Origin of the sequence: Cyanobium sp. BA5m-10 (genome assembly GCF_024346255.1) — a bacterium.
Classification (GTDB): domain Bacteria; phylum Cyanobacteriota; class Cyanobacteriia; order PCC-6307; family Cyanobiaceae; genus Cyanobium_A; species Cyanobium_A usitatum.
In genome coordinates, this window is sequence record NZ_JAGQCP010000003.1 from 19,755 (window position 1) to 40,142 (window position 20,388).

Consider the following 20,388-nt stretch of genomic DNA (forward strand, 5'->3'; position numbering starts at 1 on the left):
GCTCATCTTGAAAGGCTGGGCCGCCGCAGCCTGAGAATCTCCATTGTGCCCATCTTGCTAGCTCTGCTTGCTCTTCTAGATCTGCGAGTCGAGCTGCAGCTACTAGCAGACAACTTCACCTTGTCTTCCTTGGCGGCAGCGGTTCGCAATCATCTCCTGGCTACCGCAGTGCTGTTGTTGTTGCCATCGCTATTGCATCACTACCGCCAAAGGCCATAACAATAATTCCAGTGGGCATTCCAATTAAACACTAAGAGTGATCAATCCCAGTGATCCATCACTTCCTTTACCAATACTTCTTCAAAGAGAACTTGCAGCACAACCACTAAGGGCAAGGCAAGTAGCACTCCTGGCAGCCCAAGCAGAGCTCCCAGGCATAGCTGGGCAGTGAGTGCGACGGTGGGCAGCAAATTGACGGTTCGCCGTAGCAAAACAGGCGTAAGCAAAAAGGCTTCAGCGTTCTGCAAAATCAGCCGCAGCACTAGCACCTGCAGCATTTTTGCTGGTGATACCAGCAACCCCACCGCCAGGGGCAGCAAGGTGGCAGCGGTGGGGCCAATCGTGGGCACGAAGGTAAGCAGGCCGCAAACAAGGGAGCTCAATAGGGCCAACGGCACTCCCAACAGGGCTAGCCCGGCCCAGGTGAGCAGAAACACGCTCACGGCAGAAAGGGTCATGCCAGCTAGCCAGCCACCTAGAGCCTGGCGGGATTCACCCAGCAGATGTTTCATCTGGGGGCGCCAGAAGCTGGGAGTAAGGGAAACAATCACCTTTTGATGACTGCGAGGATCCAGGGCCAGAAGAATCGCCAGTAAGGCCATCAACAACATCTGGATAGTGGTGTTTGCGGCGCCGCCGGCCAGGCCAAGCAGCTGGCCGCCTAGGGGCTGGAGCCGCTCCCATGTACCAAGCGCCATCAACTGCTGCTCCAGATCAGGCAGCCAATCCACCTGGCGGGCCAGGCTGCTCAGCCGCAAAGCCAAGACAGGCAAAAGGGTGGTCAATTGTTTGATCTGCTCCAGCAGCTCAGGTAGCAACAGCTGGCCCAGCACGCCGCCGAGCAACACCAGTGAAACCAGCACCACAATTAAGGCGGCTGGGCGATTCAGAGGCAGGAGGCGTCGCAGCAGGGTGATCGGTACGTCAAGGGCGACAGCCAGCACTACGGCACCGAACAGCACAAGCAGCACCCAGCGCAATTCCCAAGTGAGCAGCCCGATAACAATCAGGGCTAGTGCTCCAAGCACTGTGCGGCCGTTCATTGCGTCAGCCTGTCAGGCGCAGACGTTTCCATGGGTCCAGGATGTCGTGAATCAGTAGTTCGCGCACCATCACCTGCAGGCAAACCGCTAACGGCAAGGCCAGCAGCAGCCCCAGCGGTCCGAACACAACCGTGAACAGGAGCTGGGCCGTGAGGGTGAAGCCAGGCAGCAGCTTGAGCTGGTGATGCATCACCGAAGGTGTAATTAGATAGCTCTCCAGGTTTTGAACAGCGACATAAAGCGCTAGCACCGCTGCTGCTTTCCAGGGAGCATCTAATAGGGCCACGGACATAGGAAAAACCGTGCTTAGGGTTGGTCCAATGTTGGGAATGATGTTTAGCAGGCCTGCAAGCAAGGCGTTTGCTGCCACCAACTTCACCCCGAGCAAACTCAAGCCGATAGCCGCCAGGATGCCGACGCAAAGTGAGCTGATTAACACCCCCACCATCCAGGCACTTAGGGCATCTCCGCATTGCATCAAAACCTGACGGAAGCGGCGCCGGTAAAAAGATGGCACTAGCAGCACACCCACCTCTAGGTAGGCAGTTGGCTGAACAGCCACCATCACAGCAACGGCAACTACAAACAGGATCTGCAGCAGGCCGGTGCCAACTCCACCTGCAAGCCCAAGCAGGCGCAGGGCGCCGCCGCCCAAGCTGCTGCTCAGGCGGGGAGAGAGGCCTGGGTTACCACCAGCGTCGCTACCAACCAGCCCATCTCGCAGCCAGGACAGGCCACCATCCCCGCTGCCATAAATCATTTGAGAAACCTGCGCTAGACCATTTCTCAAGAGATCCAACAGGGTTTCGGCTGCTGCCGGCAACTTGCCGAGCAACTGGCTGAATTGGTCAACAAAAGGGGGGATCACCACGGTGGCAGCCACGGCCAACACCAGAAGTACCGTGCCCAAGCTGAGCAGGAGAGCCAGCGGCCTGGAGCACCCGAGCCGGGAGCGGATCGATCCCACCAGGGTGCACAGGGCCATAGCCAACACCACGGCGGCAAACAGGTAAATCAGGCTCTGACGCAAGCTCCAAAGCAGCACCAGAGATGCCACCAATGCCAACAGGCCTAACCACTGGCCGAATTTCAAGGGCTCAGGCCTCGTCCTGCTCGGGCTGATCATCATCTTTATTACCCGAGAAGCCCAGGTCGTGGCTGTCGGCGTAGCGCTGGGCGAAGCGCATGAAGCGATCGAAATCCTCCGTGCTCTTCCAGGTGAAGGTGCACTCCAAGGCGCTGGCCTTGCCGTTGACGAAGCGGGCCTTCACTTCACGGGTCACCAGCTCGCCTTCCTCATCCACCAGAAACATGCCGGTAATGTCGCCCATGCTTTCGGGAGCAAGGGCATCGGGCTCGTCGAATACGAAAAGGGCCTGGCCGGTACGGCCGTCCCGCGAGCGGGTGAGGCGGATGTCGGGCACGACCGGCTCATCCACCCCACGGAAGAACTGAATGGCGGCGCCCATGGCAAGAGGGGGACAAAAATCAATCCTAGGAGCCCGCCTTAACTGACTCCCCACAGACCTGCTCCCACCAGGGAGCTGGTTTCAGCAATTCAGCTGCAGCTGCATCGGGGTCTAGTCCGCCCAAATCGAAGCTGGCCAACAGGGGTTTAGCTCGCCTGCTGAGCTCGTTGTCGTAGCACCGGTCGTAGTAGTCGAGCATCTGCCGGCAGGCAGTAGCCCAGTCTTGAGAGGCGATCGCCTCCAGAGCTGTTGCCGTGCGCTGGGGGCCAAGCCGCCGGGCGATGCGTTCGGTGGCGAGGCGCAAGGACTCCTCCCCTTGATTGCCGTATACCGCAACCAGTTGCTCAACCCGCTCCGCCATAGGACGTTGGATCTCAACAGCCGGCGCCTCACCCATTTGGCGCCACAAGCCCGCGGGTATACGGCAGCGACCGACTTGGGCGCTTTCGGCCTCTAGCCAGATCGGTGCCTGGCCGGCGCTGGCCGTAAGGCTTGCAGCCAGTAGGTTCTCGTAGTGCTCCGTGCTCGGTTGCGGGGGTTGGCCCAAGCCGCCGAAACTGCTGCCTCGGTGATTGGCTAATCCCTCCAGATCAACGACCGCCTGCCCTCTTCGGCGAAGGGCATACAACAGGTCGGTTTTGCCCGTGCCGGTGCGACCGCCGAGCACGAGTAGGGGCCAGGCGGACTCAAAACAGTCCAACACCCAGCGGCGGTAGGCCTTGTAGCCGCCTTCCAACAGCAAAACGGGCAGCTCGAGGGTGCTGGCCAGCCAACCCATGCTGCCTGAGCGCATGCCACCTCGCCAGCAGTGCAGGCGCAGGGGCTTGTCTGCTTCAGCAAGCTCCAATAGGGCCTGGGCAAGGGATGGCAACTTCAGGCCAACCAGTTCAAGGCCCAGTTGCACGGCAAGCTGCCGTCCCTGCTGCTTGTAGACAGTGCCAACTTGGGCTCGCTCCTCGTTGCTAAACAGAGGCAGGTTGGCCGCTCCGGGCACATGACCCTGTTTAAACTCCCCAGGGCTGCGCACGTCAACGATCGGCCCCTTAGCCGCCAGGAATTCGTTCACACCTTGGGGAGGGCAGGGGCCCGGCATCACTGTTGAAGATCTCAGCTGACATAGTGGGTCACGCTGGCACTGCTTCAGGCTCGGCTTCCATTTCCATGCTTTCCGGACCTCCGGTCACCGCCACTACCGGCACCAGCCCTGGGGCCCTGCTTGAGAGCTTTCAAGCAGGCAATCCCCGTCAAAGGCGTGCTCTGCTGGCAACCCTGCAGCAGCAGCGCCATATTTTGCGGCACTTAATTCCAGACCATCTGGCCGGTGTTGATGCCACCGGAGATGACTGGGCAGCTGGTTTCTTAATTCAGCTCCTGCTCGATGAACAGGATGGGCTGCGCGAAGAGTTTCTGGCCCGCTACCCCGACGGCTGGCTTGCCACCGTGTCGGCCCGTGGCCTGGACTACGCGCCCCTGCAACGGGCCTTGATGGCTCAGCAGTTTGAGGAAGCCGATCGAATCACCAGCCGCTTGCTGCGGGAGCTCGCCGGCCCAGAAGCCATCCGCCGCGGGTATGTGTACTACAGCGAGGTGCCGCCGATAGCCTCCGCCGACCTAGACAGCCTCGATCGGCTCTGGGTCTGTTTTTCACGCGGCCGTTTTGGCTTCTCGGTGCAGGGCAAGTTGCTACGCAGTTGTAATGGCCGCTGGGAGCTGCTCTGGCCCAAGTTGGCCTGGAAGGAGGCAGGCCGCTGGACCCGCTATCCCGGCTCCTTTCAGTGGTCCATTGAGGCCCCTGAGGGCCACATGCCCCTTGTCAATCAACTGCGCGGTGTGCGGCTGATGGATGCCCTGCTCAACCACCCAGCTCTGCAACAGCGGATCAGGCCCTGAGCAAGGGTGCAGGCAGCGGCGTATGGTCAAAACGGCACCTGCGTATCTCAGCCCGATGGCCCTGCGCTGGTCGGACTTCATCACGCCTTCAACGCTGCAGCTAGCACCGCTGTTGGAACTGTTGATTGAGCCCATTCGCTGCCTGCAGCTTCAAGGCCAGGTGCAGCTTGGCCTGCAAGAAGCACTGGTCAATGCGGTCCGCCATGGCAACGGGTGCGACCCGGCCAAATGCTTGAGAGTGCGGCGCATTGAAACCCCCAACTGGCTGGTGTGGCAAGTGCAGGACGAGGGAGCCGGGGTGCCACCAGCAGCTCGCAGCACAAGCCTGCCTGAGCAGCTAGATGCTGCAGGTGGTCGCGGGCTGTTTTTGATTCATCACTGCTTCGACGACGTGCGCTGGAGTAACCGTGGCAACCGGTTGCAACTGGCAGTCAGTCGGCAGCGAGCTTCGTTGCTGGTCCCGGTCGGTGGCTGGGGCAACCAGGATCGCTCAACTCAGACTTGAGCCAGCCGAGCCCATGCTCAACCAACTCGATGGCCTGGCGGCGGGCGTCTGAGGATTGAGGTGCCCCGGGATCATCACCCCTAAGCAGCAGCACCAGGGCTGCAGCAAGCTGCTCAGCGCCGCGCCGGGGGCGTTGGGACTTGAAGGCGTGCCATTCCCGGTCGCCTATGGCCAGATGTCGCTGCAAAGCGACAGCCACCTCTAAGGAGCCTTCTGGCCAGCTTCGTTTCTGCTTGGACAACGGGGTTTGCACTGGACGGCTACAGGCTCAAGGTTCCATCCTGAAGCCTGTAACGCCTCGTTGGGAGCTGGCCATGCCGACGCGACCATTGGGCCACCACTCGGTGCGCCAACCAATTCGCCTACTGCACCTGCTGGATGGGCTGCTCACCCAGGCATCCTTGACGGCTAAAAGCTCCGGGGTCAATCAGCGGCGGCAACGCCAGCGCCTTGAGCTAACCCAGAGATTGCTTGATCCCCTGCCCGAGCAGCTAGCCCCCGCCTATCGCCAGGAGGTGTTGTTTTGGCGTGGGCTGCGCTGGGCCACCGCCGGTCTGCTCCTGGCCTGGATTCTGAAGCGTTAGCGAGGTTTGCGGGCCGTCCAGACCCGAGTCATGAAATGGCTTTGGGCTGTGATGCCATCAAAGCCAGGCTGGGCAAGACGAGCTCCGATGTCATCTGAGATGTAATCGCGGTAATAGGGCTCATGGAAAACCCGCCGGAAGTTCTCCATTACGGCACTGAATTGGGGTGAATCAGCCAGTTGTACGGAGTCGGCAATGACCACAACCCCTCCAGGCTCCAACACCCGGTAGGCCTGATTAATCACGTTCTGGCGTGCCTTCCCCGGCAGCTCGTGGAAAAGAAAAACGCAGGTGACGGCTTGAAAGCTTGCGTCAGCAAAGGGCAGTGCCTCTGCGTTGCCTTGGGTTAGCTGGGGAAGTTCACCGGGCAGCTGACTAAGCCATTTATTGGCCTGGCGCAGGTAGGCACTGGAAAGATCCAATCCCACCAGCTGAGCTTTGGGTAAAGCCGCCCTGATTTGACGCAGGGTGCGACCGGTGCCGGTGGCAAGGTCGAGCACGCGCACCTGGCCGGCTGGCCGATCCGCGAAGGCTTTGATACCCCTCAGCAAGGGAGCAAGCATCCGCCGCCGCATTGGGTCGGCAGTGCCATTAAACAGAATTTCCACCTGCAGGTCGTAGAGCGCCGCGGAGCGGTCGCTTAGGTAGCCGTCAGTCTGGTGATGAAAATTTTGAAGGTAATAGTCGGGATAAATATCTAGATCAACACTGCTAGGCAAATCGCGAACATTGCGCTCCCGGCGGCGATTCCATGTGCTGGGCATATCGAGCCACACCATTGGATACCGACTCGCCCAATCAAGCCAGGGGGCATCGAACAGCAGGGATGGGGGGTAAAGGCCCTGTTCTGCTTCCTGCCAGTCGCGCTCGTGCAATGAATCCATGGCCTGCCTGAGACTGCCCAGCAACTCAGGCGGCATTGGCACGGTTTTGGGGGTGCCATCTGGAGCAAGCAACCCCATAAGCCTGGTGCTCACCTCCTTATGGGTGACCCCAAGCAGCGCCCTGCCCTGCTGCATGGTTTGGTAGGCCAACTTTGTGAGCTGATCGGGCATGGCTAGGCAATGGCTTGCGTCCATTTCAGCGAATTTGAACTGACACCGCGATTGCTGAAGAGCTGTGAAGCTCTAGCTGTTTAGTAGCAACCGCTACCAAAACAGCTGCAGACTGGATCCAGAGAGAGGGGAGCGCCATGACCATTGCCCGCCTGCAGAGCCAGCATGCCGATCCTGAATTTCAAACCTGGAGCCTGTTGCACGCACGCGACAACCGCCTCCATGGAGCCGAGCTGGCCCAGATAACCCAGCACCACGATCCCAACCCCGCCGGGGACGCCCTGCATCAGCTCCAGGCCTGGGCTAGGCGCCAGGCCCGCGAAAAGCAAATGCAGGCAAGCGCTATCGCCCACCTGCGCTATTGCCCACCGGCGTCTTAGCCAGCAGGCGTCGTTGCATGGTGCCTTATCAAGCGTCGTAGTACATCACGAACTCGTGGGGGTGGGGTCGCTGGCGTAGCTGCTGCACTTCCTCATATTTAAGGGTTATCCAGTTGTTGATGAAGTCTTCGGTGAAGACGCCACCAGCTAGCAGGTAATCCTTGTCTGCATCGAGGGCCTCAAGGGCACCATTGAGTGAGGCCGGCACAGTGGAGATGCGGGCCAATTCCTCTGGCGAGAGCTCGAACAGATCAACATCGGTGCCATCGCCCGGGTCGATTTGGTTCTTGATGCCATCGATGCCTGCCATCAACATTGCCGCGAAGCCGAGGTAGGGGTTGGACAGGGCATCGCCGGAGCGGAATTCCAGGCGCTTGGCCTTGGGGCTCGGCCCCGTGAGCGGAATGCGAACCGCGGCGGAACGATTGCCCTGGGAATAAACCAGGTTCACCGGAGCCTCGAAGCCTGGCACCAATCGCTTGTAGCTGTTGGTGGTGGGATTGGTGAAGGCAAGGAAACTGGGGGCGTGCTTCAGCAGCCCTCCGATGTACCAACGGGCAGTCTGGGAAAGGTTGGCGTAGGTGCCTTCGCCGAAAAACAGGGGATTGCCACCTCTCCAGAGGCTCTGGTGCACGTGCATGCCACTGCCGTTATCGGCGAACACGGGTTTGGGCATGAAGGTGGCCGTCTTGCCGTACTTACGGGCAACGTTGCGCACTACGTATTTGTAGATCATCACGTTGTCGGCTGCGCTGATCAGCTCGGCAAACTTGATACCCAGCTCATGCTGGGCTGTTGCCACCTCGTGGTGCTGCTTCTCGATCGGCACGCCCAGGCTGCCCATGGTGAGCAACATCTCCGTGCGCATGTCTTGAAGGGTGTCGTTGGGGGCGACAGGGAAGTAGCCCTCCTTCAACTGAATCTTGTAGGCAAGGTTGCCACCCTCCTCGAGGCGCGCGCTATTCCAAGGAGCTTCAACTGAATCGACGCTGTAGAAGCTGCTACCGCTGCCTGAGCTGTAGCGGACGTCGTCGAAGACAAAGAATTCAGGTTCCGGTCCGAAGTAGGCGGTGTCGGCGATACCGGTGGAACCGAGATAGTTGAGGGCTTTCTGGGCCAAGGCCCGGGGGCAACGGCCATAGGGCTTGCCACTGCGGGGCTCCTGGATCGAGCAGATCAGGCTTAGGGTTTTGTGGCTGTAAAAGGGATCGATCCAGGCGGTGTTGGGGTCTGGCACCATCGCCATGTCCGATTCGTTGATCGCCTTCCAGCCCCGAATCGAGGAGCCGTCAAAGGCAACGCCATCGGTGAAGGAGGCCTCGTCGATCAGGTCGCGGCAGACCGTCAGGTGCTGCCACTTGCCATGCAAGTCGACAAACTTGAGGTCGATCAGCTCGATTCCCTCCTCATGGATCTGACGGAGGACGTCTTGGGCTGTTTGGGCCATTACGAACAAGAAGAATGGGTGCCGACCGGTTGCGGCGTCGCCGGACCGTACGGATCGGCTGGACGCTAATTGGTATCGCCCGTAACCAAACTGCCGGCGAGGATTGCGTAACCGTTTCTGTCAACTTCCCCAGAACCCACCCCTGGCCTGGGATTTGGCGGAATGTGAGTGCTAGTTTTCAATGCAGGTGCGTCGATTTGATTCCGCCATGCGCGATGCCATCACTGGTCTGATTGGCCGTTATGACCAGCTCGGCCGCTACTTAGACCGCGATGCGATCGACCGCATCAGCACTTACTACTCCGAATCCAGCGTGCGCCTGGCTGCGGTGGAGCTGATCAACCGTGAGGCTGCAGCCATCGTGCGCGAGGCGTCCCAGCGCCTCTGGCTTGCTGATCCCGAGCTGATCCTGCCCGGTGGCAACGCATACACCACAAGGCGCCTTTCGGCTTGCCTGCGGGACATGGATTACTTCCTGCGTTACGCCAGCTATGCCCTGATCGCCGACGACGCATCGATCCTCAACGAGCGGGTGCTGAATGGTCTCGACGACACCTATAAGAGCCTTGGCGTGCCGAGCGGCCCCACCGTGCGCAGCATTGCCTTGATGGCTGATGTGATCTGCGAGATGCTGCTCGACGCCGGTGTGGCATCCGCGGCAGTGGTTCGGGCCCCCTTTGACCATCTCTGCCGTGGTCTTGGTGCCACCAATCTGCGGGCCCGTTAGGCCCCGGGATTGTTGCTTAGGCTCGATTTACCCGCTCCATCCTGGTCTTGGTTCCCCTGCCCGTGCTGCCACCAGTTAATTCAGCCCATCGCCGCACGCTGGCCCCAATAGCTACGCCAGATCGTCTGCTGCTCGGTCCTGGCCCCTCCAATGCCCATCCCACCGTGCTTCAGGCCCTGGCCCGAATGCCGATTGGTCACCTCGACCCCCTCTACGTCGAGCTGATGGGTGAGGTGCAGGAGCTGCTCCGCTACGCCTGGCAGACAGACAACCGCCTCACCATTCCAATGAGCGGCACCGGCAGTGCGGCCATGGAAGCCAGCCTGGCCAACACAATTGAGCCTGGAGACACCGTTTTGGTGGCCGTGAAGGGCTATTTCGGCCTACGTCTGGCCGACATGGCCGGTCGCTACCGGGCAAATGTTGTGACGATTGAGAAGCCCTGGGGGGAAGCTTTCAGTCTTGCTGAACTCGAGAACGCCGTAGCCACCCATCGGCCCAAAATCCTGGCCATCGTCCACGCCGAAACATCGACCGGGATCTGCCAGCCCATGGAGGGCATAGGCGATCTCTGCCGTCAGCACGACTGCCTGCTCTTGCTTGATACCGTCACTTCCCTTGGTGCGGTGCCCCTCTACCTCGATGAATGGAAGGTAGATCTGGCCTACAGCTGCAGCCAGAAAGGCCTCAGCTGTCCTCCTGGACTGGGTCCCTTCACCATGGGCCCGCGAGCCGAAGCAAAAATGATGGCCCGGGCCGGCAAAGTCCCCAACTGGTACCTGGACGTCACCCTGCTGAATCAGTACTGGGGCAGCGATCGGGTGTACCACCACACGGCGCCAGTCAATATGAATTTCGGCATGCGCGAAGCCCTGCGCCTGCTGGCCGAGGAGGGGCTGGAGGCAGCCTGGGCCCGTCACCGCAGCAATTCCGAGCTCCTATGGGCTGGTCTCGAAGCCCTGGGGCTCGAGCTGCATGCCCCAGCAGCACTGCGCCTACCCACCCTCACCACGGTGCGAATCCCCGCAGGAGTTGACGGCAAAGCCTTCTCCCAGCACCTGCTCACCAAACATGGCATTGAGGTAGGTGGAGGCTTGGGAGCGCTGGCGGGCAAGGTTTGGCGGATCGGCTTGATGGGTTACAACAGCCAGCCTGAAAACGTCGACCTACTGCTCAACCTGTTTGAAACCGAGCTGCCGGCCTTCAGGCCCGCAGTTGCCCCTGCTGCCGTCGCCGCCTAAACCAGCTCGCCAGCAGACCGCTGGCCTCTTCGCCCAAAACCCCTCCGATCACGGTCATGTGGTGATGGGCACTGGGATTGCTGGCTAAGTCAAGGCAACTGCCGAGGGCGCCCCTCTTCGGATCCCTAGCGCCAAAAATGACCGTTCCCATGCGGGCTTGGACCAAGGCACCGGCACACATGGGACAAGGTTCCAGGCTCACCAGCAAGGTGCAGCCATTAAATCGCCAGTCGCCGCGCAAGCGGGCCGCCTGGCCAAGGGCCACCAGTTCGGCGTGGCCAAGGGGATCGCTGTGTTGTTCGCGCCGATTGCTGCCCCAGCCGATGCAGCGTCCCCTTTCATCGAGCACCACAGCGGCGACGGGAATTTCGCCCTGGTTTCCGGCCCGCTCTGCGTGGCGCAGCAGCAGTTGCATCCACTGGCGCTGCAGCTGGGGCCCTAGTGGGCCCATGAGTAGGGAAGGATCCACTGCTTGCTGCCCCAGCACAAACCCACTTGTAGCCCACCTCCACAGGTGAGAATGGCTTGATCCGATCGGTGTTCGTTGGCTAGCGCCCCCCCTGCCCCGCGGGCCAGCCAGCCCCTGCCCTTCGCCAGTCCGGAGCAGCTAGACCCCAGGCTGCAGGACTTTTTAGAGCAGGCTTCACGGCAGCTCTGTGTTTGGCTTGGTAGCGCTGCCGAACGCTCGCCACTGCCAGGCTTGAGCGTTTTGCCACCGGTGGAGCCGGAAGATCACGGTTTGGCTCCGGAGATGCTGCTCGCCGATCTGCAGCTGGTGATGGATGGGGCCTTCAATCCCAACCACCCCGGTGCCCTTGCCCATCTCGACCCACCGCCTCTGCCGGCCTCGGTGGCTGCAGATTTGATCTGCGCCGGCCTCAACAACAACATGTTGGCTGAGGAATTGTCCCCCAGCTTGAGCCGCCTAGAGCGCAGCCTCACGGCCTGGCTGGCTGAGCAGCTAGGCCTGCCTGCGGGTAGTGGCGGTGTGGCCGCCAGCGGCGGCACCCTTTCCAACTTGATGGCTCTGGTCGTGGCGAGACGCCAGCGGGGTCTGGCCATAGATGGCCGGGCAGTGGTGGTAGCAAGCATTGATGCCCATGTCTCCCTCGCTAAAGCACTGGCGGTGATGGGCTTACCGCCTGAGGCCCTGCGGCCGGTGCCAGTAGATAGCCAGGGCCGACTAGATCCAAGCGCTTTGGAGGTGGAGCTTGATCAACTCGAGCGGGCTGGGCTGCCAGTGATCGCGGTAGTTGCCACCGCTGGCACCACTGTTCGGGGGGCAGTCGACCCCCTCAGTGCGATAGCTGGGATTTGCCAGCGGCGCGGCCTGTGGCTGCATGTGGATGGCGCTATCGGGGCCGTGTTCGGCCTGGTGCCTGCCCACCGCCATCGGGTTGCTGGCCTGGAGCAAGCCGATTCGATCACGATCAATCCCCAGAAACTGCTGGGAATCACCAAAACGTCCTCCCTGCTGTTGCTGGCCCGCCCCCAGGCACTGGCGGAGGCGTTTCACACCGGACTGCCCTACATGGAGCCGAGCTGGGGCGGCAGCCACGGCGGTGAAAGTGGCCTGCAGGGCACCCGCCCCGCCGAAATTCTCAAGCTTTGGCTCGGTTTGCGGCAGCTTGGCCTAGTGGGCATCGAAGCGGTGCTCGATGGGGCTATTCAGCGTCGCCGCCAGCTTCAGGCCCTACTGACACCCAACGAGCGGCTGCAGCTGGTCGGTGGCTCCTTCCATCTGCTGGCCTTCACCCCCCAGCAACTTGATGCCGCCGACAGCCAGGTATGGAGCGATCGCACTCGCCAGCGACTGCTCCAGGAGCAGCTGATGCTTTCGCGCCCTCACTACGCCGGGCGCCACCATCTCAAGGCAGTGCTTGGTAACCCCCACACCAAGCCAGCCCACCTCGAGAACCTCGCCAGAGTTGTGCATGCCAGCCTCGATGAAGAATCCTGATACCCCCCCCTTGAGTGAACCCCCTGCTGTGACGACCTCAGGCCGCAGCCACTGGGTCGCGATCGTGACTGGCGCAATTTCGGTATTTATCGGCGTTCTTTATTTGGCCATGATCGTGGTGCTTGATAGCCGGGGACCACTGCAGCCACCACCACCGGAGGCCATGGGCGAGCTGCCGCTCAGTCGGACCCAGGCCTTGGCGGCAAACTCCTCTGCTTTACCTGCAGCGGCTGCACCACCCGGCTGAAGGCGGCCTTAAGGAAGCGACTCATGGCCCCATCGCGTCGGCTGAGGTCGTATTGCTGCTGCACAACCTCCTGCACACCGCCGTCGCCCCAGTCTTGGTCGCGCTCGAAGTAGGTGATGAAGCTCAGCCCCGCAACCCGGGTGAGCCAGGCAGCGCTGACCGCCTGAATGGCACGGCTCACGACCAGAGCAGGTACGTTCAGGCTTAGGGCCGCACTAAGCAAGCTGACGCCCCCCTTCACCAGCCCGAGGCCAGCCATGGTGCGTCCAACGGAAAGGGCCAGATCCTGGGCACTCTGGCGACTCATGCTGATGCCATAAATACGGGCGATCTCCACCACCATCTGGGCGTTTACAGCTGCGGCACCGAGCAGGTCCAGGCCAGGTAGGGGTGTGACGGCAAGCACCCCGGCTCCTATCCACATGTAGCGATCAACTATTACCTCGCAGTCGCTGCGTCGCTGCCTGGTCAGCAAGGAGCGGCTCGCCTCACTGAGCCGCCGGCACTGCAACAGCAAGTTGTCGGCAATCAGTTCTTCCCCATCGGCGTGGAGCACGGCCGCGATGCGGCGTAACAGGGCATCGACCTCGGCAGCTGGCTGCAAAGGACGCCCCCCTGGCATAGGCACGCTCTGGGGTGCCGCGCTTGCGGGGATCACGTCTTCGGCCGCAATGTGGTCGCGGCTGCGTTGGCGCAGTAGCTGCAGCAAGCGCGCCTCCTCCTGCTCGCCGCGCAGATCGCACTTGTTGAGCACCAGCATCAACCGCTTTCCCAGACCAGCCAGGGCTTCAAAAACCTCAAGCTCGGCGGCGCGCAGGTCGCCGTCCACCACGAGCAGGAGCAGGTCCGCCTTGCTTGCCTGGTCGCGGGCGAGCCGCTCCCTCTCAAGGCCAGCAGCACCTGCTTCGAGGATGCCGGGCGTGTCGACTAAAACCACGGCTCGCTGCAGGCTGCGCAGCCGCAGGCGATAGCGCTGGGTTTCGCTGGTGGATCCCATGGCAGCTCCCACCTTGCCCACCAGCTCCTGCAGCAGGGCCCGGATCAGAGAGGTCTTGCCTGCAGACCCCGTACCAAAAAGCACAATCACGAGATCGCCCCGTTCCAGCTCGGCCTGCATGCGCTGCCGCTCTTGACGCAGGGCTTCCCGCTCCACCGCATCGCGCACCCGATCGAGGGTTTGATCGATGGCGGCCAGGTTTTGGGCAGCCGCTTCCCGGCGGTTACCCGGTGGCGGCAAGCTGGCAGCAGCTCCTGGCCTGGCCTTGCCGGTAATGGTCCGCAACCACGGCCAGGCCAGTTGCACCAGCAGCAGCACGAAGCCAGCGAAAACAAGGGCAAACAGCGGCTGAACGATCCAGCTCGGCAGATACCAACTCAGTTGCCAGTAGAGGTTGTTGACCCCCTGCAGCAAGGCGCCAACGGCGATCAGGGCCAGCACAGCCAGGCCGGCGATCATCCACAGGCGGGTGCGAGTGCTCACAACTCAGGCATCAGGATCTGGCTGCTCGGATGATCTCGCTCCACAGTCCTGCAGCCAAGGCGCTGCTGGCGCGACTGGGGCTGTTGTCGTCATTACCCAACCAGATACCCACCACCCAATGGCGCTGGGGTTCATAGCCCACAAAGAGCAAATCGCGTCTGTCATTGGTTGTGCCGGTTTTGCCACCCTCCTGACCGCCAAGACTGGCCATCTGGCCCGTACCCCGCTGCACCACGGCTCGAAGCAACTGCTGCATGGCGCGGGCCGTCGCCTCGCTGCTTACCCGGCGTCCCGCCTGGGATGTTGAAGGTACGTTGGCCTGGCGGCACTGGTTTGATGACTGGCCGCTACATGCCTCTCCATCGGTAAGGCGCCGAATTGTGCTGGGGGAATGCCAAACGCCACCGTTGGCGATCGCCGCGTAGGCAGCTGTGAGTTCCAGCAGGGTTACCTCGCTCTGGCCAAGGGCCAATCCGGGCACGGCCGCTAGGGGGCTGGTGAAGCCAAGATCACGGGCTTTCTGCACCATTGCATCAAGACCTACCCGCTGGGCCAGACGCAGCGCTGCCGTGTTGCTACTGATGGCGAAGGCGGATACCAGGCTCAAATTGCCACCACAACCGCTGCTAAAGCTCTGACCGCGCCAACGCAATGGCGAGCAGCTGATTGGATCACTGGGCTTGCCGCCCCGCTCGAGAGCGACCAAGTAGGGAATCAGCTTGAAGGTGCTGCCTGGCTGGCGCAGGGCCATCGTGGCTCGATTGAACTGGCTCTGGCGGTAGTCGCGACCGCCGGCAAGGGCAAGGATGCCGCCTGTGCGCGAATCGAGCACCACCACGGCCCCTTCCCCCACCCCCAGCGACTTGCTGTCGCTAAGTCGTTGGCGCAGCAACCGTTCCACCTGCTCCTGCAGGTTGCGATCCAAATAGGTATCGATCAGGAAATTGCCCTCGGCCGCCACCTCTGCCCCCACTAGCTGATCGAGGTCGCGGCCCACCTGATCTGAATAAAAGGGGACTCCGCGTAGGGAGGTGCTGCTGCGGCAGGCCTGGGGCGAAAGCCGGATTGGGCTACGGCGGCCGCTGCGGGCCTGATCGGCACTGATTCGACCCGTATCTCCCATCTTGGTGAGCACGGCATTGCGGGAGCTCAGGGCCGCCTGGGGATCGAAGCAGGGGTCGTAGCCATTGGGCGAGGGAAGCAGGCCCACCAGTAGGGCGGCCTCCTCAAGCTTTAGGTCGCTGGCGGGCTTACCGAAATAGTGGCGGGAGGCATCCTCAAAACCCCAGCCAACAGCTAGATAAACCCGGTTGAGGTAGCTCAGTAGCAGATCCCGCTTGCTGAAACGGGCCTCAAGCTGTAGCGCCACCAGCAGCTCACGCCACTTACGGCCCAGGGTTTCACCTTGACCCACCTGATCGGGGTACAAGCTGCGGGCCAGTTGCTGGGTGAGAGTGCTGCCCCCCTCCAGTACCCGTCCTCCGAGCACGTTGGTAACAAGGGCTCGGCCCGTACCAACCGGGTCGACGCCAGGATGCCACCAGAAGCGGCTGTCTTCACTGGCAAGCAGGGCATCGATCAACACCCGGGGATAGCCCTGCAAGGCTTTGAGCTCCCGATGCTCTTTGGCCTGGGCTGTTGCGATTGCTTTGCCCTGCCGGTCGTAGAGCACCAGCGGCCCTCTCACCGTGGCGAGGCTGCCGCGTATGGGCACCTGGAGGCCGGAGATGACCTGCAGGCCCAGGCCGCCTAGGGCCGCCGCCGCAAGCATCAAGCTCGTTGCCCGCAGCAACCTTTGCAGCTGGGGCAGGGGACGGATCTGAAAATCGAGCTCAGGCAGTCCCGCCTCCTGGCTGGGGCCGAAGCGCAGGCTGTCGCCGTCGCGAAGCAACAGCTGCTGCACCCGCCTGCCCTGCCACCAGAGGCCGTTGGTTGAGCTGTCGTCGCTTAGCAACCAGTGGGATCCGCGCCGCTCCAGCAGGGCGTGCTGGCGGCTGACCGCCGGATGGTCAACGCAAATTTGGCAGTCTTTGTCGCGCCCGATGCGGTAGATGCCCGGGTGCAGGGGCACCAGGCGCGAGGCTTGGCCCGGTATATGCACCTGGAGTTGGGCTTGCCCGGGCTGGCTGAACCGCTGCCAACGGCGGCCTAGGGCTTCAAACGCCGGCTTGGCCATGGTTACCCAGCAGCTCGATGGCGAAGCAAAGCACCGCCAGGTTTATGGCCACATCGGCCAGGTTGAACACCGGGAAGGAAACCGGCACCAGGGCTAAAAAATCCACCACATAGCCAAGACGCCAGCGATCAAGCCCGTTGCCGAGCGCTCCCCCCAGCAGCAGCCCTATCCCAAGGCTCCGGGTGAGGGTCAAATGACCCTGCCTCTGAATCCAGACAGCCACACCAATGGACACAAGAAGGCTCACAAGGCCGAGTAACTGGGGGTTGCCACTGAACAGGCTGAAGGCAGCTCCAGTGTTGCGGACAAGCTGCAGTGAAAGGAGCCCCGGTAGAAAAGTTGAACTGCTTCCTAGCGGCAGATTGGCGACGGCTAGAGCCTTGCTGAGCTGGTCAAGCAGCAACACCAAGGCAGCGCAGGCGAAGGCGAGGTTGCGCAGCCGTCTCATGACTCCACCAGCAGCAGACGGCGCAGCAGCAGGGCCATCAGGGCTACGGCGCAGCAAAGGAGCAACTGGGGTATCAGGGGCGCCAGGCTGTAGCTGAACAGCAGGATTCCAAGATTTTGTCCCCAGCGGCCAGCCAGTGCTCCCAGCAACAGGTTGGCTATGCCGCAGACCTGCAGGACGCCCAGCCCGACCACTGCGGCGCCAAATAAACCAAGCAGGTCGTCCATGCCCTGCTGGCGCACGAGCTTGCCGGCGAGCCAAGCCGCCGGGATAAAGCCAGCCAGATAACCAAAGCCAGGATCCAACAGGTAGGCGGCACCGCCCCCGCCCTGAAACACAGGCAGTTGGAAGAGGCCCAGGCTCAGGTAAGCAACTGCTGCAAGCATGCCGCTGCGGGGGCCGCAGACCAAGGCGGTGAGCAGCAGGGCTGGCACCTGCAAGGTGATGGGAAGGGTTGTGAGGTTCCAGCCGCCGCTGGCGGCCGGAAGCGGGGCGGCGGCCTGAATCAGCCCGCCTACCAAGATCAGCAGCAGACCGGCGATTGCGCCGCTCCAGGTGGCTAGGGCCCTCAACTGATCACATCGTTTCTGGCTCCCATTTTGGGGGGTCGCGCGAATGGGGCCGCTAACTTCTAGACATCAAGAGAAGCTATGGACGAGCCACTAAGAGCCGAGTCGTTGGAGCCACTGCCTTTTGCCGTGGAGCAACTCCCTTTTGCCGTGGGAGATGCTGTGCAGCTGAAGGGCCGGCCCAACTATCTAAAAACAGCTGATCCCATGCCGATGTTGCGTCCGCCAGACCTGGTGGACAGCGATGAGCAGGGTCAGGTGCTGGCCATTAAGGCGCGCAATCAACTGGCAGTTCGCTTTCGTCGCGGCACATTTTTGCTGGAAGCTGACCAACTACAAGCTGCCGCGCCTTAATCAGGCAATCGGCACGGCCTATCAGGAACTGAGATCGTGGCGTTGCCAGGCCTGTTCTGCGGCGGCTAGGGCTGGCGCTGGACCACAGATGCTGAGGGAGGGAGCCGAAAGCCTGCGGCGAGCTGCCGCCAGCAAGGTGCCTGCATCCAGTTGCTGGGCCCGCTCCAGGCTGTCCTCCACGTAACTCCAGCCCAGGCCATGGCCCAGCACCAGTGCCTGACGATCGGCGATCTGGCCGCAGGTCTGGCGCCCCATGGCGTCCTGGCCGCGGTATTTGGCCTTAGCCAAAGCGAGCTCAGGCAGGCTCAAAGGCTGATCTAGTACTCGTTGCCACTCCTCCAGAAGAGCGGTGGTGGCCTCCTCTGCCCGCTCAGCGGAAGTAGAGAGGTGCCAGATAAAGGGCGTTGCGCCGCGCCGCGCCGGCATGTGAACCCCAACGTCGTAGGCCAGGCCCCGCTCCTCCCTCATGGTGACGAATAGGCGGCTAGACATACCCATGCCCAGGTGGGCCTGAAGCAGCCTCAGGGCCAGCCCATCCGGATCGCCCAGTGGAACGGTAGCGGTACCCAGCATCAGTACCAGTTGCTCAATGTCCTGATCTAAGCAGGCAAAGCGCTCCTGCCCGGAGGCTGCTCCCGGTCCGGCGCCGGGGCTTGGCGGGGCCGTAGTCCAAGGGCACTGATTCAGGAGGGGATTAAGCAGCTGGGGAAGCTCGTCATCCAGATCGCCGCAGGCCACCAAAAGGGCGCCGTTCTGGCCGAGATCAGGCACCAACGCCCCTATCTGTTCGGTGTGCAGGGCAGCTAATTCCCCATCTACACCGAGGGGATCGTGGCCATAGGGCCCATCGCCGTAGAGCATGTGGCGCAGCTGGTCGTGGGCTAGCTGGAACGGATCTTCCCGCTGGCGCTGCAGACTTTGGAGGTTCAGGTCCCGCTCTAGCTCGAGTTGGTCAGGGCTGAGCCAGGGCTGCCTGGCCATTGACAGCAACAGGGGCAGCAGCTCGCTCGTGTCGCTGCTGGCGCACTTGAGGCTGATCACCAGGAAGTCTTCGGCGGCTTCAGCACGCAGGGCCGCCCCGCGACCCTCCACTAGGTCGGCCAAGGCTTCTGGCCCATAGCTGCCGCAGCCGCGGGTCATCAAGCCCGCCAGCAATTGACCAGCACCGCGCTGGCCAGGAAGATCCTGACTGCTGCCTCCCCGTATCCACAGCCTGCAGGCCACGATCGCCGGTCCAGGCCGGCGCTGCCAGATCAGCGGTAGGCCGCCCTGAAGACTGGTGTGCTGCCAGTTGGCCGAGGATGGATGGGTGCTGGTGCTGGTCATGCCGGTACCGCCTCGAGCACGCAGGCCCGGCTGGGATCCAGCAGGGGAACGGCCTGCTGCAGCAATTCGGACGCACTCCAGCAACCAATCTCTTCTAGTGGCAGCTCCAACCTGTGGTGGCGCCCCCAGAGGCGGCTGTTGCCTATCAGGCCAGCCACGCCGCCAGCGGCCTCTAAACCAAAGCGGTAGCCATTGGCCACCAGGCGCTGGGCTCGCTGCCATTCAGCCTCAGCCATACCCTCCTGAAACAGCTCGTACCAGACCGCATCAATCGCTTTGCGAACGGAGGCCAGCTCTTCCGTTTCGCAGATCGCCTCCAGCAGGGCAAAGCTGCCGAACTCCATTACGTGCAGATCGAGATCAATACTTTCCACGATGCGCAGTTGCTCTCGCAGCCTCTCCACTAAGCGGCTGCGGCGCCCCTCGGCCAGCACGGTTGTGAGAAGGTCTGCGCCCATCACGTCGTGCAATTGAGAGGCGGGAGGCAGACCCCAGAGCATCAGTAGGCGCGCCGATTCGAGGCGCGGCACTTCGATCCGGTGCTCCCCTGGCTGCACCAGAAGGGCTGGTCGGCGGCAGGGCTCCTCCACCAGCGGCAATTGGGCCAGGCCACTGGCGTCGATACGTTCGGCCAGGGTCTCCAGCTCGAGGGCGCCGCCCATGGCCAGCACGCAACGGTTGGCGCCATAAAGACGCCGATGGAAGGCGGCCATGGCAGCGGGTGTCTGTTCAAGCAGCAGTTCGCGCTGGCCCAGAATCGGTTCGCCGTAGGCGTGCTTTGGGCAGCCAAGTCGAAGTAACTGCTGCAGAGCGATTTCATCGGGCTGATCTTCGCTCTGGGCCAGCTCCTCGAGCACCACCTGCCTCTCCATGTCGAAGGCTGCAGCATCGAGGCGGGGATGCAGCACCAGATCAAGCAGTAGGTCGAGGGCGTCTGCAGCCGCCTCCGGTGGGATCAAAACGTGGTAGTGAACGTCGTCGAAGCCGGTGGCTGCATTGCTGTTGCCACCCATCGCCTCGATGCGAAGGTCGAATTCACCAGGCCCAAGCCGCTCGCTGCCCTTAAACACCATGTGTTCAAGAAAATGGGCCATGCCGCTTTCTGCGGAAGATTCAAAAACGCTGCCTGCCCGACACCAAAAGTCAAGGCAAACCAGCGGCGAGTCGGGCAAGGACAGGCTGACCACGGTGGCGCCGTTGGCAAGAAGTTGGTCGCTGGGATTAGCCAGGCCTGGCAGCAGGGGCTGGGATGGGGCCAGGGGCAAGGC

The 20,388-nt window shown here is 62.1% G+C and carries 22 protein-coding genes; 8 read left to right on the forward strand and 14 right to left on the reverse strand.

Going from position 1 to position 20,388, the window contains the following annotated elements; genetic code table 11:
* Positions 1–260 precede the first annotated feature (260 nt).
* Genes KBY85_RS02170 through mnmH form a run of 4 tightly spaced genes read right to left on the reverse strand, consistent with a single transcriptional unit; the run spans position 261 to position 3,824 of the window.
* Positions 261–1,262, reverse strand: a complete 1,002-nt coding sequence (locus tag KBY85_RS02170) for an AI-2E family transporter (protein WP_254959927.1) — start codon at positions 1,260–1,262, stop codon at positions 261–263.
* A 4-nt stretch (positions 1,263–1,266) separates the two neighbouring features.
* Positions 1,267–2,355 (reverse strand): AI-2E family transporter, encoded by a 1,089-nt coding sequence (locus tag KBY85_RS02175; protein WP_254959928.1) that lies wholly within the window; start codon positions 2,353–2,355, stop codon positions 1,267–1,269.
* A 4-nt stretch (positions 2,356–2,359) separates the two neighbouring features.
* Positions 2,360–2,731: a photosystem II reaction center protein Psb28 gene (gene psb28, locus KBY85_RS02180; RefSeq protein WP_106501844.1), complete on the reverse strand. Its 372-nt coding sequence runs from the start codon at positions 2,729–2,731 to the stop codon at positions 2,360–2,362.
* A gap of 25 nt (positions 2,732–2,756) precedes the next feature.
* On the reverse strand, positions 2,757–3,824 hold the full coding sequence (gene mnmH / locus KBY85_RS02185; RefSeq protein ID WP_254959929.1) for a tRNA 2-selenouridine(34) synthase MnmH: 1,068 nt from the start codon (positions 3,822–3,824) through the stop codon (positions 2,757–2,759).
* 68 nt (positions 3,825–3,892) lie between these two features.
* On the opposite strand from mnmH, the gene KBY85_RS02190 reads away from it, so the two are divergent.
* On the forward strand, positions 3,893–4,621 hold the full coding sequence (locus tag KBY85_RS02190) for a GUN4 domain-containing protein (protein WP_254959930.1): 729 nt from the start codon (positions 3,893–3,895) through the stop codon (positions 4,619–4,621).
* 55 nt (positions 4,622–4,676) lie between these two features.
* Positions 4,677–5,126 carry an ATP-binding protein gene (locus KBY85_RS02195; RefSeq protein WP_254959931.1) on the forward strand — a complete coding sequence of 150 codons (450 nt, stop codon included), beginning with the start codon at positions 4,677–4,679 and terminating at the stop codon, positions 5,124–5,126.
* Here KBY85_RS02195 and KBY85_RS02200 read toward each other — a convergent pair.
* On the reverse strand, positions 5,053–5,379 hold the full coding sequence (locus KBY85_RS02200; protein ID WP_315859958.1) for a DUF6439 family protein: 327 nt from the start codon (positions 5,377–5,379) through the stop codon (positions 5,053–5,055). The two genes, KBY85_RS02195 and KBY85_RS02200, sit on opposite strands and share 74 nt — an antisense overlap.
* A 61-nt stretch (positions 5,380–5,440) precedes the next feature.
* Between KBY85_RS02200 and KBY85_RS02205 the strand changes: the two genes are divergently transcribed.
* Positions 5,441–5,710, forward strand: coding sequence for a hypothetical protein (locus KBY85_RS02205; RefSeq protein ID WP_254959932.1), 270 nt, complete (start codon positions 5,441–5,443; stop codon positions 5,708–5,710).
* On the opposite strand, the gene KBY85_RS02210 is transcribed toward KBY85_RS02205, so the two are convergent.
* Positions 5,707–6,765, reverse strand: a complete 1,059-nt coding sequence (locus tag KBY85_RS02210; RefSeq protein ID WP_254959933.1) for a class I SAM-dependent methyltransferase — start codon at positions 6,763–6,765, stop codon at positions 5,707–5,709. The genes KBY85_RS02205 and KBY85_RS02210 overlap by 4 nt on opposite strands.
* Positions 6,766–6,902: 137 nt before the next feature.
* Between KBY85_RS02210 and KBY85_RS02215 the strand changes: the two genes are divergently transcribed.
* A complete protein-coding gene (locus KBY85_RS02215) occupies positions 6,903–7,145 on the forward strand; it encodes a hypothetical protein (RefSeq protein ID WP_254941094.1) in 243 nt (80 codons plus the stop codon).
* A gap of 28 nt (positions 7,146–7,173) precedes the next feature.
* Here KBY85_RS02215 and glnA read toward each other — a convergent pair whose 3' ends face one another.
* A complete protein-coding gene (gene glnA, locus KBY85_RS02220; protein ID WP_254959935.1) occupies positions 7,174–8,592 on the reverse strand; it encodes a type I glutamate--ammonia ligase in 1,419 nt (472 codons plus the stop codon).
* Positions 8,593–8,800: 208 nt separating this feature from the next.
* Here glnA and KBY85_RS02225 point away from each other — a divergent pair, with 208 nt between their 5' ends.
* Both KBY85_RS02225 and KBY85_RS02230 read left to right on the forward strand, forming a co-directional pair.
* On the forward strand, positions 8,801–9,319 hold the full coding sequence (locus KBY85_RS02225) for an allophycocyanin subunit beta (RefSeq protein WP_254960000.1): 519 nt from the start codon (positions 8,801–8,803) through the stop codon (positions 9,317–9,319).
* A gap of 47 nt (positions 9,320–9,366) precedes the next feature.
* The gene (locus KBY85_RS02230; RefSeq protein ID WP_396121801.1) at positions 9,367–10,560 is read left to right on the forward strand and encodes a pyridoxal-phosphate-dependent aminotransferase family protein; all 1,194 of its coding nucleotides are present in this window, start codon (positions 9,367–9,369) and stop codon (positions 10,558–10,560) included.
* On the opposite strand, the gene KBY85_RS02235 is transcribed toward KBY85_RS02230, so the two are convergent.
* Entirely contained in the window at positions 10,523–11,011 is a 489-nt protein-coding gene (locus KBY85_RS02235) for a nucleoside deaminase (RefSeq protein ID WP_254959936.1), read from the reverse strand. The genes KBY85_RS02230 and KBY85_RS02235 overlap by 38 nt on opposite strands.
* A gap of 93 nt (positions 11,012–11,104) precedes the next feature.
* Here KBY85_RS02235 and KBY85_RS02240 point away from each other — a divergent pair, with 93 nt between their 5' ends.
* Positions 11,105–12,520, forward strand: coding sequence for an aminotransferase class V-fold PLP-dependent enzyme (locus KBY85_RS02240; RefSeq protein ID WP_254959937.1), 1,416 nt, complete (start codon positions 11,105–11,107; stop codon positions 12,518–12,520).
* 179 nt (positions 12,521–12,699) lie between these two features.
* Here KBY85_RS02240 and KBY85_RS02245 read toward each other — a convergent pair whose 3' ends face one another.
* From KBY85_RS02245 to KBY85_RS02260, 4 genes are read right to left on the reverse strand one after another with little or no spacing between them, the layout of a single operon-like run.
* Positions 12,700–14,247, reverse strand: a complete 1,548-nt coding sequence (locus KBY85_RS02245) for a DUF697 domain-containing protein (protein WP_396121802.1) — start codon at positions 14,245–14,247, stop codon at positions 12,700–12,702.
* A gap of 10 nt (positions 14,248–14,257) precedes the next feature.
* On the reverse strand, positions 14,258–16,423 hold the full coding sequence (locus tag KBY85_RS02250) for a transglycosylase domain-containing protein (RefSeq protein ID WP_254959938.1): 2,166 nt from the start codon (positions 16,421–16,423) through the stop codon (positions 14,258–14,260).
* Complete coding sequence (gene lspA / locus KBY85_RS02255) at positions 16,404–16,871, reverse strand: signal peptidase II (RefSeq protein ID WP_254959939.1); 468 nt, start codon at positions 16,869–16,871, stop codon at positions 16,404–16,406. The genes KBY85_RS02250 and lspA overlap by 20 nt, the downstream gene beginning before the upstream one ends.
* A complete protein-coding gene (locus KBY85_RS02260; protein ID WP_254959940.1) occupies positions 16,868–17,443 on the reverse strand; it encodes a biotin transporter BioY in 576 nt (191 codons plus the stop codon). The genes lspA and KBY85_RS02260 overlap by 4 nt, the downstream gene beginning before the upstream one ends.
* A gap of 126 nt (positions 17,444–17,569) precedes the next feature.
* Between KBY85_RS02260 and KBY85_RS02265 the strand changes: the two genes are divergently transcribed.
* On the forward strand, positions 17,570–17,794 hold the full coding sequence (locus tag KBY85_RS02265) for a DUF3148 domain-containing protein (RefSeq protein WP_254959941.1): 225 nt from the start codon (positions 17,570–17,572) through the stop codon (positions 17,792–17,794).
* A gap of 21 nt (positions 17,795–17,815) precedes the next feature.
* Here the strand turns inward: KBY85_RS02265 and KBY85_RS02270 are convergent, their stop codons facing one another.
* Both KBY85_RS02270 and KBY85_RS02275 read right to left on the reverse strand, forming a co-directional pair.
* The gene (locus tag KBY85_RS02270; RefSeq protein ID WP_254959942.1) at positions 17,816–19,120 is read right to left on the reverse strand and encodes a pitrilysin family protein; all 1,305 of its coding nucleotides are present in this window, start codon (positions 19,118–19,120) and stop codon (positions 17,816–17,818) included.
* Positions 19,117–20,385 (reverse strand): pitrilysin family protein, encoded by a 1,269-nt coding sequence (locus KBY85_RS02275; RefSeq protein WP_254959943.1) that lies wholly within the window; start codon positions 20,383–20,385, stop codon positions 19,117–19,119. The genes KBY85_RS02270 and KBY85_RS02275 overlap by 4 nt, the downstream gene beginning before the upstream one ends.
* Positions 20,386–20,388 lie beyond the last annotated feature (3 nt).

Bases quoted from the DNA above. Each gene is read 5' to 3' on its own strand.
- KBY85_RS02235 (WP_254959936.1), bottom strand. From the start codon at position 11,011: ATGGGCCCACTAGGGCCCCAGCTGCAGCGCCAGTGGATGCAACTGCTG.
- KBY85_RS02170 (WP_254959927.1), bottom strand. From the start codon at position 1,262: ATGAACGGCCGCACAGTGCTTGGAGCACTAGCCCTGATTGTTATCGGG.
- KBY85_RS02270 (WP_254959942.1), bottom strand. From the start codon at position 19,120: ATGACCAGCACCAGCACCCATCCATCCTCGGCCAACTGGCAGCACACC.
- lspA (WP_254959939.1), bottom strand. From the start codon at position 16,871: ATGAGACGGCTGCGCAACCTCGCCTTCGCCTGCGCTGCCTTGGTGTTG.
- KBY85_RS02225 (WP_254960000.1), top strand. From the start codon at position 8,801: ATGCGCGATGCCATCACTGGTCTGATTGGCCGTTATGACCAGCTCGGC.
- KBY85_RS02215 (WP_254941094.1), top strand. From the start codon at position 6,903: ATGACCATTGCCCGCCTGCAGAGCCAGCATGCCGATCCTGAATTTCAA.
- KBY85_RS02205 (WP_254959932.1), top strand. From the start codon at position 5,441: ATGCCGACGCGACCATTGGGCCACCACTCGGTGCGCCAACCAATTCGC.
- glnA (WP_254959935.1), bottom strand. From the start codon at position 8,592: ATGGCCCAAACAGCCCAAGACGTCCTCCGTCAGATCCATGAGGAGGGA.
- mnmH (WP_254959929.1), bottom strand. From the start codon at position 3,824: ATGCCGGGCCCCTGCCCTCCCCAAGGTGTGAACGAATTCCTGGCGGCT.
- KBY85_RS02210 (WP_254959933.1), bottom strand. From the start codon at position 6,765: ATGCCCGATCAGCTCACAAAGTTGGCCTACCAAACCATGCAGCAGGGC.
- psb28 (WP_106501844.1), bottom strand. From the start codon at position 2,731: ATGGGCGCCGCCATTCAGTTCTTCCGTGGGGTGGATGAGCCGGTCGTG.
- KBY85_RS02250 (WP_254959938.1), bottom strand. From the start codon at position 16,423: ATGGCCAAGCCGGCGTTTGAAGCCCTAGGCCGCCGTTGGCAGCGGTTC.
- KBY85_RS02195 (WP_254959931.1), top strand. From the start codon at position 4,677: ATGGCCCTGCGCTGGTCGGACTTCATCACGCCTTCAACGCTGCAGCTA.
- KBY85_RS02190 (WP_254959930.1), top strand. From the start codon at position 3,893: ATGCTTTCCGGACCTCCGGTCACCGCCACTACCGGCACCAGCCCTGGG.